Raw genomic sequence first — 14,928 nt, forward strand, 5'->3', positions numbered from 1 at the left:
GGCCAACCGTGCCTTCGACGGAAAGAAAGGATCAGCGTTTGTCCAGCCGGTGGGCCAGCGCATTGCCGCCGAACTGGATGATCTGCACCAGCACGATCAGCAGCGCGACGGTCAGCAGCATGACGTCGGTCTGGAAGCGGTAGTAGCCGTAGCGGATGGCCAGGTCGCCGATGCCGCCCCCGCCCACCACGCCGGCAATGGCCGAATAGGACAGGAAGCTGACCGCCAGCACGGTCAGCGCCAGGATCAGCCCGGACCGGGCCTCCCGCACCAGCACGCGCCAGACGATCTGCAACTCGGAGGCGCCCATGGCGTGCGCGGCTTCGATCACGCCGCGCGGCACCTCGCGGATGCTCTGCTCCACCAGGCGCGCGAAATACGGAATGGCGGCCACGGACAGCGGCACCGACGCCGCCAGCGGGCCGATGGACGTGCCCACCACCACGCGCGTGATGGGCACGAGCGCAACCAGCAGGATGATGAATGGAAAGGACCGCACGGTATTGACGATCCAGCTCAGCACCAGATAGGCCGGCCGGTTCTCCAGCGACTGCCCGGGCCCCAGCAGGAACAGCAGCACGCCCAGCGGGCCGCCCAGCAGGATCGCGGCGGCCAGGCCGATGCCCAGCATCATGAAGGTCTGGCCGATGGCGATCCAGAGCTCGGGAAGAATGGCGAGGATATTGTCGGACATGGTCAGGCGGCCCGGGTAGTTGGTTCGGCCGCCTGGGCGATACGGGCGGCGTGTTCTTTGAGGATGTCTTCGCGCACCTGTTCCTGGGCCAGCTCGCGGCCCAGCGCGCTCAGGCGCGGCGTGGCCTGGTCGCCCACGTCGAAGCGTTCGACCAGTTGGCCGTTCTCGAGCACCGCGACGTGGTCGCACAAGGCATGGACTACATGCAGTTCGTGGGTGACGATGATGATGGTCACACCGAGCCGCTGGTTGATCTCGCGCAGCGTGTCCAGCACCGAGCGCGTGGTCTCGGTGTCCAGCGCCGAGGTGGGCTCGTCGCACAGCAGCACCTTGGGGTGCGGCGCCAGCGCGCGCGCGATCGCCACCCGTTGCTTCTGCCCGCCGGACAACTGCGCGGGATAGCTGTGCAGCTTGTCGGTCAGCCCCACCACCGCCAGGCATTCCCGCACGCGGGCTTCGATCTCGGCCCGGCTCCGGTTGCCGTGCAGCTTCAGCGGAAAGGCCACGTTCTCGTAGACGCTGGCATTCTGCAGCAGGTTGAACTGCTGGAAGATCATGCCTATGCCCTGCCGCGTCTCGCGCAGCTCGCGCTTGGAAAGCCGGGTCAGGTCGCGGCCGTCGACCAGCACCTGGCCGGCGTCCGGACGCTCCAGCAGGTTGATCATGCGCAGCAGCGTCGACTTGCCGGCGCCGCTCTTGCCGATCAGGCCGAAGATGCGCCCTTCGGCCATGTCCAGCGACACGGACCTCACGGCCTCGAACACCCGCCCGTCGGGCAGCTTGAACGTCTTGCTGACCGCTTCGAGCCGGATCAGCGGTGGCGCGGAAGGAGAAGAAGAATTCGGAGTCATAGAAAAAGACGCGGCGGCGGGCCCCCGCCCGACATGGCGCGGAACACGGCAGCCGCCACAGTAACCTTGCAGTATGGGGCAAATGCCCTGCACCAGGAACGATGCGTTTTTCCTATGTATATTCTATTTCCTTATTAAACCTTCCGCCTCTTCGACAAAAAACACATAAAGATCAGACTCAGAACGTCAGCGTCATTCCCAGGGTCAGCGCGCGCGGATAACCCGGCTTCACATAGTCCGCATACTGGAATTCCCAATAGCGCTTGTCGGCCAGGTTGGTGACGGCCGCGCGGAAGATCGTGTCATAGCCCCCCAGGCGGGTTTCATAGCTGGCGCCCACATTCACGACCGTATAGCCCGAGGTCTTCACGTCATTGGCCGGACGCAGCATCGTGCTGCCGGTGTACTTGAAATCGGCCCGCAGCTTGAGCCCCTGCACCTGCGGCACGCGGTAGACCACCTGTCCGGCGGCGACCAGGCGCGGCGCGCCGGCGACGCGCTTGCCGTCATAGTCCGAGCCCTTGCGATATTCGGTATCCAGCAGCATCAGGTTGCCGCCCACCGTCCAGGCCCCGGCCCTTTTCGAGGCACCCAATTCCAGGCCCTGGTAGACCGACAGGCCGTCCTGCACCAGCACGTTGCCGGCATTGGCATACTCGGCGCCGCGCTCGATGCGGAACAAGGCCGCGGTAGCGGCCCAGCCTTGGCGTTCGGTCTTGATCCCGACTTCGTACTGCTTGCTCGTGAGCGGCCCCAGCGTCTGCCCGCGATTCTCGTAGACATTGCCCACCGTCGCCCCTTGCTCCAGGGATTCGACGTAGCTCGCATACGCCATGGTCCGCGCATCGGGCTTGAACATCACCGCCAGCGTGGGCGTCACGCTGCCCTTGTCGTAGCGCGCGGACGTGGCACCCGCGGGGGTATAGCCCTCCTGGCTGAACTTGGTGTAGCGCACACCGGCCAACACCGACCAACGATCCGACAGCTTGACGGTATCGCTGGCGAACAGCGCCTTCTGGGTGATCTCCCCCGCCCGGTACAGATCGAGCCCCCCCTGCGGATAATAGGAAATGCCGTTCTGCGACCCGAGCGAACCCGTTCCCATCAGCTGGTACACGCTGTTCAGGCTGTAGTCGTTCTTCTGCTGCTGCCAGGACGTGCCCAGCACTACCTGGTGCTCCAGCGCGCCCGTCGCGAAACTGCCCTGCACCATGGCCTGCCACTGGTCATAGGCGTAACGCTCCGCATAGTCCGACCGGTAGTCTTCGTAATTGCCGCTGCCGTCGGTCAGGAACAGCACCGACTCGCTGCGGCGGGTCCGGGTCGAACTGTGGCTGTACGTCGTACTGAGCTTCCAGTCGGGCGCCAACCGATACGTCAGCCCGGTCGAATGGAACTGGAACTCGTTGTTCACGAAGGTGCCGTTCCCGACCAGCGTGCGGTCGTTGTCGCGCAGGGGCCGCGGCAGCACCGTCCCGGCCATCTTCGACGTATTGATGGTCGGTTCCTGCCCGACGACTTTCTTGTTCTGGTAAAGAGACTGGAAATCCCAGGTCAGGCGATCGGTCAGCTTCAGGTCCAGCGCCAGCGACACGGCATTGCGCTTCAGCGAACCGTCGTTGTAGAGGTCGCCCTCTTCATGCGTCGCGTTCAGCCGATAGCCGAAACGATCGTCCTCGCCCGCCCTGCCACCCAGGTCCACATGCTGGCGCCAGATGTTGCCGGACGAGAACCCCAGGCTCACGCTGCGCACCGGCTGGGCCGTCGGCCGCTTCGTCACGTAGTTGACGACGCCGCCCGGCGACCCAAAACCGTACATGAAACCCGAAGCGCCCTTGAGCAGTTCGACCTGCTCGAAGTGCTCGTAGGGCGGGGTCGTGGCGTAGCTCAGGAAAGGCTTGCCATCGATGCGGAAGGCATTCTGCCAGTCCAGTTGCAGTCCGCGCACCGTCAGGTAGCTGGCCCATGCGCCGTGGGCGCCGCTGTTGTCGGACACCGACGCATCGGTGGCGAACAGGTCCCCCAGCTTGACGATGGGCCGGTCATCCAGGTCGCCGCGAGTGACCACGGTGGTCGAGAACGGCGTCTCGAGCTGGGTCAGGTTGCCCAGCGCACCGGCATTGACCGGGGCTTCGAGGTCATGGAGCGTGGCGGGCTCGCTGGTCGCGGTGACCGAGATGGCGGGGAGCTGCCGGGGGGCCTCGGGTTTCTCGTCCTGTTCGGAGGCGGCGGCCCGGGCTGCGAAGGCCAGGAATAGCGCGAGGGCGAGGACGGAACGGACCGGGCTTGCCGGGTGGGCGTGATCGACGCGGTGATCTTGGTGGGCGGAGGTGTGCAACGTGGCTCTCGGACGATGAAGACAGGATATGAAGCATGCAAATAATAATGATAAACGTTATTATTTACAAAACCTGGCCGCACAATTTATCGAACAGACCCGTTGCGAGCACTGCAAAAAAATCGCCGCCCCTTTCGGGAGCGGCGATTTTCTGATGAACCTGGAGGCGCGTGCCGGAGTCGAACCGACCTACACGGATTTGCAATCCGGTGCATAACCGCTTTGCTAACGCGCCATGGCGAACGAAGTTCGCATCTTTCCGCCCAAGAAAGGGCTTTTGCTGGAAAGAGCCCGCTATTCTACACGAAGCCGCGCTTCTTCGCGAGGCGCCTCCCTGCCCCCGTGCCTGCACGAACCGCCGGCCCGGCAGGAGGCCGGGGCAATCCCCGGCAGCCGGTGAGCTGCCGGCGTTTCATTGCAACCGGATCCCGCTGCCTCTGATCCTCACTACCTCGTTGAACTCCCCACCCTGCTCGACGCTGGCGGAGACCACCCGCGGCGGGATCCTGGCGCGCATGTCCGGCCACGATCTCTGCGCGCTCGTGGTCGCCGCGGCGGCTTTCGGATCACGTGCGGCGGACGGCGGCGGAAAGGCGGGCAGGATATCCGCCGCCAACCCCGCCGTCGGCTGGATCAGCGTGTAGTTCGAGGCGTCCGTCCCGTCCAGTCCGAAACTGCCGTGCAGCGCCACCGGTTTGCCTGCGCCGACCTCGGCATCGACGAACGAAGCCGTCACGGCGCGCTGGTCCAGCCCCACCTCGTCGCCCGCCACCACGCCGGACAAGGCCGCGCCCGCCCACGTGGCCCTGGTGGTGCCGTCGTAGATCTTGTCCTCGGCCGCCAGACCCGTAATGTCCAGCGCCTTTGGCGTCACCTGGTAGCTGGCTCCAACGACACTGATGTCGTAGCCCCGCTGGTCTCCGGAGTACAGGCCGGACACATTCAACGTGCGGCTGCCCGCATTCTTGTCGTCCAGCGCGTAGACAGCCGTACCGTCCAGGCTCGCGGAAGCGTCCGACTGGGTATATGTACCGCTCGCCGACGTATTGCCATCGTAGACCTTGCTGCCACCGTCGGCGACAGTCACCGTGATCGGTGTCAGGAACGTTCTCAGCCAGGGCCCGGTGTTGCCGTCGTAAATGCGCCAGGCGGTACCGTCGCCTCCCCGGTCGGAAATACTCCAGCCGGCATCGGCGAACGTGGAGAGTTGCCGCAGCTCATCGAACCTCTTGCCGGTCACGCCATCTGGACTGCCCCCTCCCGCGCGGCTGTTGATGGCGTTGCCGCCGGCATCGGTGGTGGCGTAGAAACTGCCGGTTACCGTGCCGTCGTTCCAGCCCACCAAGCCACCGCTGGTGCCGCCGCTCGTCGCTTCTCCCGTCGCATAGACGTTGGAGATCTCGCCGTTCAAGTTATGGCCCACCAAGCCGCCGGTGTTGTCGCTGCCTTCCACCGTGGCGGCTGCATAGGCGTTGGTGATCGTGCCCTGGTTGACACCCACCAGGCCCCCCGTGTCGGCCCCTCCCTTTACCACGCCCGTCGCATACGCGTTGGCGATCGCGCCTTGGCTGCCCCCCACCAAGCCACCGGTGTAACGGCCGCCGGAGACGGCCGCATTGGCCAGACCGACGTTGCGCACGGTACCGCCATTGCCCACGTAGCCGAACAGGCCGACGTAGTCAGTTGTCCGATCGATCGTCAGGCCGCCTATGACATGGCCCAACCCATCGAAGGTGCCGGTGAAAGCGCCGGCCGGGTCATCGTGACCGTAGGCGCCGATCGGACTGAAACCCTGGCTGCTCCACATGCCCGATGCGCGCGCGCCGTCGGCCACGGACATATCGATGTCGTGAGCCAGCGTATAGCTGGCCGACGGATCGATGTTGACCAGTTGCAACTGGTGGGCGTTGCCGATGGAGGTGGCGTACTCGAACCGCAGGAAGGGACGGGTCGCGCCCTCCGCCATGTACCAGTCGTTGCCGAAGTTGAAGAACCCGTAGCTGTCCTGGCGGAAGGCATCCGCCGTGCGCAGGCCGATCGGTTCGGCGCCGGCTGCGCTGGAACAGTATGCGGTGCCCCAGCCGCCGCAGGCCTGCGCCTGGCCGGTGCTGTCCATGTCCCAATAGCCACGGATAACCGTGACGTAGTCGCTGTCCCCGATCAGGCCACCGGTCGTCCCGCCCGTCACTTTGCCGGTGGCATAGGAATACCACAAGGTGCCGTGGTCATGTTCACCCACCAGGCCGCCAGCCGAAGAGGTTCCGGTGACATCTCCGGTCGCGTAGGTGTACCAGGGTGAGAACGAATCGGCGGCCCCCACCAGCCCACCGGCAGTGCGGCCGCGGACGTTACCGCTCGCGTAGGCATACCGGAGGCTGGTGTTCGCACCATATCCAAGCAATCCGCCGACGCTGCCGCTGCCTTCGACATCGCCGGTGGCATATACATGGTCCGCCCTGCCATTGAAGGAACCCATCAGCCCGCCAACGTTGTCCCGGCCCCATACGCCGCCGGTCGAGTAGGCATGGGATACCAGGCCGCCGTCGACGACTCCCACCAGGGCGCCCGTATTGTTGCCGCCATGCGTCGAACCACCTCGCAGGCCCACGTTGCGGACGATGCTGTCGTCAACGAGATAGCCGAACAAACCCACGTTCTCGGCATCTGGGCGATTGATGGTCAGTCCGTCGACGGTGTGGCCCAGGCCATCGAAGACCCCCGAGAAGCCCAGGCCTCTGCCCGCCGCTCCGATGGGGTTGAAGCCGGCGAAGCCGCCGCTGCCGTCCGGGTTCCAGCCGGCCGTGGCCGTGGCGTCGATATCGCCGCCCAAGGCGTAGTGGCCGCCCAGGCCACCTCCTATTCCCTGCAGTTGGGCCAGGCTGGTGACGATGGTGTAGGGCGTGCCGTTGATGCTCAGGCTGTTGCCGGTGCCGGTGAAATCCACCCGGCCCAGGCCGGGCATGACGTTCACGGTGCCCGCGGCAACGGCCGCGTCGGCGCCATTGGCGGTGGCCGGATTCATCGCCAGGCCGGCGGTGCCGCCGGCGGTCAGCGTCGCGTTGATGTTGACGTTGTTGGCGGCGGTAAGCGTGAGGGTGTTGGCGCTCCAGTCGACCGTGTCGTTGACGTTGAGGTTGCCACTGCCGGTGGCGGCGCCGGCACTGGATTCGATCGTGACGTTGCCGCTGCCCAACTGGGCGCCGAGCACGGCTCCCGTCATGTCGCCGCCGCTGGCGGCAATGGTGAAGTCCACCGGATCGATCAACCAGGTGCCGCTCTTGCCGCCGGCCGCCTGGGTGGTCACGCGGACGTCGTCGGCGATCTGCACCCGCGCCGCGCTGGTTTCGATGAAACCACCGTCGCCGTGGGTGGGCGCGCTGGCGTCAAGCGTGCCGGCAACCACGATGCGATCCTTTTCCATGCCGCCCAGGAGCACGATCTTGCCGCCTTCGCCCGTGGACAGGGTTCGTGCTTCCGTCACGCCCGTGTGATTGATGACCGTGGACGTCAACGCGTCGGCCGAGGCTGCCGTCATGTACACCTGCCCACCGTCGGCGCGGATCGCGCCGCCCTGCCCGACCAACGCGTCGATCGCGCCTTCGTCCACCTTGATCTTCACCGGCCCGCCCAGGTCCAGCGTGACCTTGCTGCCCGCGCCCAACAGCACGTTGCCTTTCGTGGCCTCGATACTGCCCTGGTTGACCACGCGCGCCGCCACCAGCGCCACCGTGCCGCCGTCCGCGGCGCGGATCGCGCCCGCGTTGACGACGCCGGCCCCGCTGTGGCCTTGCAGCACGTACTTGCCGTCTTTCTCGGTAATGGCGTGCGTGGTCGCCACCAATCCACCCACGTCCACCTGCGCGGTAGGACTGAACACGACGCCGTTGGGGTTGGACAGGAACACCTGTCCGTTGGCCTTGAGCGCCCCCTGGATCGAACTGACGTCGCTACCCGTGACGCGGTTGACGGCCACCGAGCTTGCGTCCGGCTGCACGAATCGGACTGAATTGCCCTGGCCGATGGAGAAACTCGCCCAGTCTATCCCCAGCCTGCCGCTGGACTGGGTAATGGTCATGTCAGGACCGCTCTGGTGGATGACGCCCGCGCCCGAGGTGACCTGCCCACCCGTGGGCAGGGGCCCCGCCCATGACGGCGCGGCCCCCGCAGCCAACAGGCCCACCATCAGGCCCGCCTCGGCCAGCCGGCGCAGCCGCTGCCCGCCGCGCTTGCCGTGCGATCTCTCGATCTCCGATACCGCCACCCAGGCCCCCCGGACCTCGCTCCAGACCAGGCGATACGTAGTGTTCAGGCTTGCGCGCTTCATATGTCTCTCTCGAGCTCGTGCGTATACGGGTTTTCTTGAGGGATGGCCTGCCGGCCCGGGTCAAAAACGATAAGCCAGGCTGGCCCATGCCAACGGCTGCGCGTCATGCGTATCCGATTGCGGCTTGCCCCCCTGCGTGCGCCAGGCCAGGCTCACGTCCAGCAGCCACTGGGTCTGTACCGACACCCGCACGCCAAAGCCCACGCCCGACAGCGTCCGGTTATTGTCGCCCGGCGCCCACGGATCCTGGTTGATCTTCACCCGGCCGATATCGAAGAAACCGTAAGGCGTGACGTTGCCGATCGGGTAGCGCAGTTCGGTCTGCAACAGCCACCCCGCATCGCCATAGCCCTCGCCCAGCGGATACGCCCGTACCCCGCCCTGCCCCCCCAGTCCGAAGCTTTCGGACGAATGCAGGTTCTTGTTCGCCCACTGCGCCGCGAAGCGCGCGTACAGATTGAGATTCGCCGGCAATTGCTGCAAGCGGGCCACATCCAGATTCAGCTTGTGAAAAGAACCATTGGTGCGCGCCGTCGCCTGGTCCGCCGCCGTCAGCGTCGGGCCCAGATGCAGCTTGCCCGGCGTCCAGCTCAGTTGTCCATAGGTCAGTCCACCCATTCCGGCCAGGGTGTCACGCGCGTCGAAGCGCAGGCTGAGCGGCACGCTGTCGCTGTAGGCCTTGGTGTGGCTGCCAGCCGCGCCCAGGTTGTCCCTCAGTTCCTTGTGCTGATAGAGCAACCCGGCCGTCACTCCGCCCCAGGCCGCCCGCCACAGCGGATACGACAACCCGGCCGAGGCGATGTCGGCTCTCCCGTAGGCGTCGAGCGAGGAAAACTCCTTGCCCAGTTCGTAGCGGGTGTGGGCAAAACGAGCCTCCGCGCGCAAGCCGCTGGCGCCCAGCGGGGCCTCGTAGCCGAGGGCGCCCAACCACATGGTCTCAGTGGTGAGCAAGGCGTCGAGGGTGGCGCGGTCGCCGAAGGTGAACAGGCTGTTGCCCCACAGGCCCAGACCGGCACGCCCGGCGCCGGTGTAGCGGTTGCCGTAGTTGTCGATGCTGGCCCGGCCGCCCCATTTCCGGGCCATGCGCACACCGACGTCGAGGTCGCCTTCCCCCACGGCCGAACCAGGTCCCATGACAGGATCGACCGCCACGCCGGGCAGGTCGGACAACAGGTAAATGCTGCGTTCGAGCTCGCGGCCGCCGATGACCTGCCCCGGCTTCAAGGCCGACAGCCAGGGCTGAGCCTGGTCCGCCAACTCGCCGGAGGCCGCGACCCGGCCGTAGCGGCCTTCGAGCACCTGGATGCGCAGGACGCCCCGGTCGAGCGTCTGGGCGGGAATGAGCGCGCGGGCAAAAGGGTAGCCGGCGCGACGGTAGTAGTCGGTGATGCGATCAGCCAGGGCCTTCAGGCCGGAGAGATCGTGGCGATGCCCGAGAGCATCGGCCACCAGCGCCTGGAGTTGCTCGGACGGAACCGCGGTATTGCCGTCGATGGCAATGGACGCAATGGCGACCTGCGGCCCGCCGGGGGGAACGGATTCGACCGCCGGCACATCGAGCTTGAAAGCAGGAGGCGCGGTCGGCTGCGGCAGGCTCGGCCGCAACTCTTGCAGGGTCCGGCCCGCGTCGGGCGCTTGCTGGGCGCTGGCCGGACTGGCCAGCAGAATGGCGGAAAGAGTAGCTGCCAGCGGCAGTACGGCGACAAGACAGCGGGGATGGATATGCATTGCTTCCGAGACACTCCGTGAGGTCTACGCGTGACCACCGCCGGGTTCGAAAGGAATTGGTGTTTTATCCCAGCAGGGTATAACCATCGAATCATGGTAACCCTTATTTCAAATCCCTTCAAAACCCCATCCACGCACACCGTATCGCCCCCCGCCCCGCCTAGAACGCGGCTTGCAGCGCGATCTCGCCACGCGTGCCCGCCATGCCCGGAAACAGCCGCCGGGCCGCCGCATCGGTTCCATGCAAGGTCAGCCGCAACTCGAAGGGAGGCTTGAACGCCCACACCGCGCCGACCGAAGCGTGGGTGTAGCTGTCGGCATACGCATCGTCCAGGAAATAGCGGGCCAGCGTGGCTTCGACACGCCACGCCTCGCCCAGGGAGTGACGCGCCCCCAGCAGCGCATACGTGCCCGTCGTGCGGCTGGCCATGGCGTTGCTCGAATGTCCCACGGCCAGCCAGTAACGGTCGCGCCAGGTCACGGCGACGTTGGCTTCGTTCCAGTTCGGATGGCCTTGCGTCGAGGGATACTGATAACGCAGGAAATAGGCATCGAGCGCCCAATCCGGCGCCAGCTTTCCCGCCCAGCCGGCGGCAAGATCGAATTCCGCGTAGGCGCCGTTGTCAGGCTTGAATTTCACCGTGGATCCCCACGCCGAGGCATACAGCCCCGACTCGTGGGCGTATCGGACGCCCGCCTGCACGGCGGGACGTTCCCGCGTTTGCGACGAACCTCGCCACACATAGTCGGAGGTCAGGGCCGCGCTGCCCGACAACTGCGCGCGGGCCTCGCCCGACGCGGCGGCCAGCAAGGCCGCGGAACCCAGCGCGGCAAGGCCGCCGCGGGAAAGAACAGGAATAGGGATGAGCCGCATGTTTTCCACTTGAAAGGAATGATCGACATGACCGGCCACCAGTATTCCGAAAGGCGTATAAATTCCCCGTTCAAAAACCAGGGGGCGCCGTATATTTTCCGTAAACGCGTGTGCCCGCGACCGCAAGGCAACCGTCGCGAGCCAGGGAGACATGAAAGGGGTGGAATAGAAAAAGGGGCACAAGGCCCCTTTTGTCTGATATTCAACGGGCAGCGGAATTGCCCTATGAATCGAATTCTGGAGCGGGAAACGAGTCTCGAACTCGCGACCTCAACCTTGGCAAGGTTGCGCTCTACCAACTGAGCTATTCCCGCGTGATTCCGGCGTTCGCGCTGCCAAAAAACCGGCGCGCAAAGCGAAGAAGCGAGACTATACACGATTTTTTTCCTCGCTGTCGCATTGCCCGCCGGCCCCCCTGTCAGATCGCCACCAGCAGCGTTTCCCTGGCTGCCGAGAGCCGTTCATCGTCGAGAAAGGCCGTCGCCTGCAAGGGCAGGAAATGCAGCGTGTTCAAGCCTATGCAGCCGAGCGCCGCCCGCAGGTAGGGCGTGAGGAAATCCGGCTGGTTGGCCCGCTCGCCCGTGAATACCCCTCCCGAGGCGATACCGATGAAGACCGGCCTGTCTCGCAGCAGGCCCGTCTTTCCCGCGGCCGAGGACGAAAACGTACGGCCGATGCGCAGGATCTGGTCGATCCATGCCTTGAGCACCGAAGGCACCGCGAAATTGTTCATGGGCGTGCCGATGACCAGGATGTCGGCGGCTTCCAGCTCCTGGATCAGTTGTTCCGACAAGCGCGCCGCTCCGCTCGCCAGCCCCGCCGCCAACGCTGCCGGGGACGACAAGGCGGCCGCGTAGCCGGGATCGGCATGCGGCAAAGGGTCCCGGCCCAGATCGCGGCGCACGATGGTCGCATCGGGATACCTGGCGCGCAGGCGCGCGACGATGGCGGCCGAGAGCCGGCGGCTGTGCGACACCGGCCTCGGACTGCAATCGATATGCAGTATTTTCATGCCATGCCCCGGCGCCCCTTATTGCCGCATGCCAATGGCCAGCCGGTTGAACGCACTCATCAACGCGATGGCAAAACACAGGTCGGCGATCTCGACGTCGCTGAAGTGCTGCTTGAGCGGCTCGTAGTCTTGGTCCGGCGCATGGGTGCGGTCCACATGCGTGAGCGACTCCGTCCAGGCCAGCACGGCACGTTCGCGATCGCTAAAACGGCCGCTTACGCGCCAGCCGGCCAGGGCATCCAGCTTGGCCTCCGGCATACCGTCGGCGCGCAGCGCCTTCGCATGCATTTCCAGGCAGAATGCGCAGCCGTTGATCTGCGACATGCGCAGCCAGACCAGGTCGATCAACGACTTGCCGAGGCTGCTCTTCTCCAGTGCCTTCTTGGTGGCCATCAGGCCCTGGTAGGCCTCGGGGGAAAGGGTCCAATAGGACAGACGAAGGGTGCTCATGAAAGGTCTCCGGTAGAAAAAAGAAGGACGGCGCGGCGTTCAGGCACGCGCCGCCAGCGGCTGGCAGAAATGCATGCCCTTGGCCAACAGCCCCTGGCGGAAATAGAACCGCTGCCCCAGCGCGTTGCCCAGCCCCGTATCGAGCACGAAATGCGCGCAGCCTTGCCGCCGGGCCTCTTCGCGCGCGGCCTCGATCAGTTGGCCGCCCACGCCGTGGCGCCGGGCATCGGCCGTCACCACCAGATCGTCGACGTAGAGGAAACGTCCATATATCAGGTTCTCCTGCAAGCGGTAACCCGCCAGCCCCTTGACCTCGCTGCCTTGCCAGGCGGCCAGCAGGCGATAGCCCTGCTCGCCCTGGCGGCGCGCCTGCGCGGCAAAGGTGGCGGCATCGGCCAGGTGCGGACGCAGTTCGCGCATGACGGAAAAACCGGCCTGGTAGTCCTGGTCGCTGTCCAGGAGGCGTAATCGAAACGTGCTCATGGGGATGTCCTTGTCGTACAGCCACCAATTTAGGAGAATCATGCCCCATGGAACAGGTGCAAGAACTGATCAAATGAGTGGGACATCTCGCGCGGATCCGCTACACCTCAAGCCGAACCGGGAACAGGATGCGCCGATCTATCTCCAGTTGTACCGGCGCTACCAGGAGGCGATCGCCAGCGGCCGGCTGCGGCCGGGAGACCGGGTGCCATCGGTACGCAGCCTCGCCAGCGAGCTCGGCCTGGCGCGCGGCACGGTCGAAGTGGCCTACCAGATGCTGGTCGGCGAAGGCTATTTCGTGGCCCGCGGCGCCGCGGGCACGGTCGTCTCCCCGCGCCTGGGAAACCTGGCGGACGCAAGCCGCGCCAAGACCTCGACGCCGCCTCCCGGTCCCTCCCCCCGTCCACAAGCCCCGGACCATGGCGCGCAGCCCTTCCAGCTTGGCGTGCCCGCGCTGGATGCATTCCCCCGCAAGACCTGGACGCGCCTGGCCGGTCACACGCTGCGTACCCTGGAAACCGTAGCCATGTCCTATCCCGACCCGGCAGGCTACGGCCCGCTGCGCCGCGCCATCGCCGCGTACCTGGGCATTGCACGCGGCATCGCCTGCACGGCCGAGCAGGTATTCGTGACGGCGGGCTATCGGGGAGCGCTGGAACTGGTGCGCCGCACCCTGCTGCGGACGGGAGACCTCGGCTGGTACGAGGATCCCGGGTACATCTTTGCCCGGCAATTCCTGGAACGCGCGGGCATGCGGCTGGCGCCGGTGCCCGTCGACGAGGAAGGATTGAACGTCCGCCTCGGCCGGCAACGCGCGGCCGAGGCGCGATTCGCCGTCGTGACGCCCACCCACCAGAGCCCGACCGGCGTGGCGCTCTCGCTGCCGCGTCGGCTGGAGCTGCTCGAATGGGCCCGCCACCGTCGCGCCTGGATCGTCGAGGACGACTATGACAGCGAATTCCGCTACCAGGGCCGGCCCCTGCCGGCGCTCAAGAGCCTGGATCGCAACGAACGAGTGCTCTATACCGGCACCTTCAGCAAGGTGCTGTTCCCCGGGCTGCGGCTGGCCTATCTGGTCGTGCCCGCTTCTCAGGCGGGCAAGTTCAGGGACATGGTGAACCACCTTCCCGATCCGGGCTCGGCCCTGCCCCAGGCCATGGTGGCCGATTTCATGGAACAGGGCCACTTCACCCGGCATCTGCGCAGGATGCGTCCGCTCTACGCGACCAGGCGTGGTTATCTGGCCGACGCGCTGGCGCGCATGCCGGGAGGACGCCTGCATGTCCAGCCGCAGGCGGGCGGCATCCACATCTTGGCTCGCCTGCTCACCCGGCAAGGCGACAAGAGGCTGGCCCTGGCCGCCCAGGCCGACGGGCTTGCCGTTCAGGCCCTGAGCGACTGGCGGATGCGCAAATCGTCGCAGGGGGGCTTGTTGATGGGGTTCGCCAATTTCGTGACCGCAGAAGACGCGGCGGCGGCGGTCCGGCGGCTGGAGGCGGTACTGGAAAGGGGCTAGCGCGAGCTTGCGGCAGTCATGCAACCGCGGCGACTTTTTCCCGCCACCGCCGCGACGAGCCAACCCCCACCCTCACGGTCTGCCCGGATGCCTGGGCGCATTGCTCCAGGGCCTGGCGCAGCGTCGTGTCCACATTGCGCAATGAAATGCGATACCAGTCCGCGACTTCCTGGCGGGTTTTCTCCTCGATTCGCAGGGCGACGAGCACCAGGCGATGCCGATGCGGAAGTCGCTGCATCGCGCGCTCGACGGCTTGCACATCCGACCGCGCCTCGGCGATGACATCCGGGCCGGGCGCATGGTCCACCATATGCTCCAGCCCGGCATCGGCCGCGTCCTGCCACGGGCGCCGATTGCGCAGATGATCCATCGCCAGGTTGAACGCAATCCGGTAGACATAGGCGTCCGGATTCTGCACGACGGCGCGAAGAGGTATCTCGCCCAGACGCAGCCAGGCCTCGTGCAGGCACTCGCTGGCCAGGTCGGGACAGCCCAGGTGGCGTTGCAGGCGCCGGTGCAGGCGCGCGTAGTTTGCGGCCAGGAAGTCTCGCAGCACAACGCCGCCAGCGTCTTCGGCGAACGAATCCCCGGCGACCCCATCGACAGCATCGGGCGCCTCCAGGCAATCCACAGCACTCAGGGTCATGACACGATCACC

At 66.1% G+C, this 14,928-nt stretch carries 11 protein-coding genes and 2 tRNA genes; 1 reads left to right on the forward strand and 12 read right to left on the reverse strand.

Annotated features, from left to right (window positions below; genetic code table 11):
- Positions 1–31: 31 nt before the first annotated feature.
- From AC1Q6E_RS05250 to AC1Q6E_RS05300, 11 genes are all read right to left on the reverse strand, one after another.
- Positions 32–694, reverse strand: coding sequence for a methionine ABC transporter permease (locus AC1Q6E_RS05250; RefSeq protein WP_152799895.1), 663 nt, complete (start codon positions 692–694; stop codon positions 32–34).
- Between the two features lie 2 nt (positions 695–696).
- Positions 697–1,545 (reverse strand): methionine ABC transporter ATP-binding protein, encoded by an 849-nt coding sequence (locus AC1Q6E_RS05255; RefSeq protein ID WP_296556803.1) that lies wholly within the window; start codon positions 1,543–1,545, stop codon positions 697–699.
- A gap of 178 nt (positions 1,546–1,723) precedes the next feature.
- The gene (locus AC1Q6E_RS05260) at positions 1,724–3,883 is read right to left on the reverse strand and encodes a TonB-dependent siderophore receptor (RefSeq protein WP_492572336.1); all 2,160 of its coding nucleotides are present in this window, start codon (positions 3,881–3,883) and stop codon (positions 1,724–1,726) included.
- A 161-nt stretch (positions 3,884–4,044) separates the two neighbouring features.
- A tRNA-Cys gene (locus AC1Q6E_RS05265) sits at positions 4,045–4,118 on the reverse strand.
- A 177-nt stretch (positions 4,119–4,295) separates the two neighbouring features.
- A complete protein-coding gene (locus AC1Q6E_RS05270; RefSeq protein ID WP_492572337.1) occupies positions 4,296–8,207 on the reverse strand; it encodes a two-partner secretion domain-containing protein in 3,912 nt (1,303 codons plus the stop codon).
- Between the two features lie 60 nt (positions 8,208–8,267).
- A complete protein-coding gene (locus tag AC1Q6E_RS05275; protein WP_492572338.1) occupies positions 8,268–9,935 on the reverse strand; it encodes a ShlB/FhaC/HecB family hemolysin secretion/activation protein in 1,668 nt (555 codons plus the stop codon).
- Positions 9,936–10,095: 160 nt separating this feature from the next.
- Positions 10,096–10,809: a TorF family putative porin gene (locus AC1Q6E_RS05280; RefSeq protein ID WP_152797496.1), complete on the reverse strand. Its 714-nt coding sequence runs from the start codon at positions 10,807–10,809 to the stop codon at positions 10,096–10,098.
- Positions 10,810–11,047: 238 nt separating this feature from the next.
- Positions 11,048–11,123 (reverse strand) — tRNA-Gly (locus AC1Q6E_RS05285).
- A 104-nt stretch (positions 11,124–11,227) separates the two neighbouring features.
- Positions 11,228–11,821, reverse strand: coding sequence for an FMN-dependent NADH-azoreductase (locus AC1Q6E_RS05290; protein WP_296561220.1), 594 nt, complete (start codon positions 11,819–11,821; stop codon positions 11,228–11,230).
- Positions 11,822–11,839: 18 nt separating this feature from the next.
- Positions 11,840–12,271, reverse strand: a complete 432-nt coding sequence (locus AC1Q6E_RS05295) for a carboxymuconolactone decarboxylase family protein (protein WP_152797494.1) — start codon at positions 12,269–12,271, stop codon at positions 11,840–11,842.
- Between the two features lie 39 nt (positions 12,272–12,310).
- Positions 12,311–12,754 (reverse strand): GNAT family N-acetyltransferase, encoded by a 444-nt coding sequence (locus AC1Q6E_RS05300; RefSeq protein ID WP_296561221.1) that lies wholly within the window; start codon positions 12,752–12,754, stop codon positions 12,311–12,313.
- A 73-nt stretch (positions 12,755–12,827) separates the two neighbouring features.
- On the opposite strand from AC1Q6E_RS05300, the gene pdxR reads away from it, so the two are divergent.
- Complete coding sequence (gene pdxR, locus AC1Q6E_RS05305) at positions 12,828–14,270, forward strand: MocR-like pyridoxine biosynthesis transcription factor PdxR (protein WP_152797492.1); 1,443 nt, start codon at positions 12,828–12,830, stop codon at positions 14,268–14,270.
- A 16-nt stretch (positions 14,271–14,286) separates the two neighbouring features.
- Here pdxR and AC1Q6E_RS05310 read toward each other — a convergent pair whose 3' ends face one another.
- On the reverse strand, positions 14,287–14,916 hold the full coding sequence (locus AC1Q6E_RS05310; RefSeq protein ID WP_152797491.1) for an RNA polymerase sigma factor: 630 nt from the start codon (positions 14,914–14,916) through the stop codon (positions 14,287–14,289).
- Positions 14,917–14,928 lie beyond the last annotated feature (12 nt).

This window comes from Pigmentiphaga sp. MLSB6-MA01, from assembly GCF_058793475.1.

Excerpts from the sequence above, each read along its gene's own strand:
- AC1Q6E_RS05250 (WP_152799895.1), bottom strand. The coding sequence starts at position 694 with ATGTCCGACAATATCCTCGCCATTCTTCCCGAGCTCTGGATCGCCATC.
- AC1Q6E_RS05255 (WP_296556803.1), bottom strand. The coding sequence starts at position 1,545 with ATGACTCCGAATTCTTCTTCTCCTTCCGCGCCACCGCTGATCCGGCTC.
- AC1Q6E_RS05270 (WP_492572337.1), bottom strand. The coding sequence starts at position 8,207 with ATGAAGCGCGCAAGCCTGAACACTACGTATCGCCTGGTCTGGAGCGAG.
- AC1Q6E_RS05275 (WP_492572338.1), bottom strand. The coding sequence starts at position 9,935 with ATGCATATCCATCCCCGCTGTCTTGTCGCCGTACTGCCGCTGGCAGCT.
- AC1Q6E_RS05280 (WP_152797496.1), bottom strand. The coding sequence starts at position 10,809 with ATGCGGCTCATCCCTATTCCTGTTCTTTCCCGCGGCGGCCTTGCCGCG.
- AC1Q6E_RS05290 (WP_296561220.1), bottom strand. The coding sequence starts at position 11,821 with ATGAAAATACTGCATATCGATTGCAGTCCGAGGCCGGTGTCGCACAGC.
- AC1Q6E_RS05295 (WP_152797494.1), bottom strand. The coding sequence starts at position 12,271 with ATGAGCACCCTTCGTCTGTCCTATTGGACCCTTTCCCCCGAGGCCTAC.
- AC1Q6E_RS05300 (WP_296561221.1), bottom strand. The coding sequence starts at position 12,754 with ATGAGCACGTTTCGATTACGCCTCCTGGACAGCGACCAGGACTACCAG.
- pdxR (WP_152797492.1), top strand. The coding sequence starts at position 12,828 with ATGAGTGGGACATCTCGCGCGGATCCGCTACACCTCAAGCCGAACCGG.
- AC1Q6E_RS05310 (WP_152797491.1), bottom strand. The coding sequence starts at position 14,916 with ATGACCCTGAGTGCTGTGGATTGCCTGGAGGCGCCCGATGCTGTCGAT.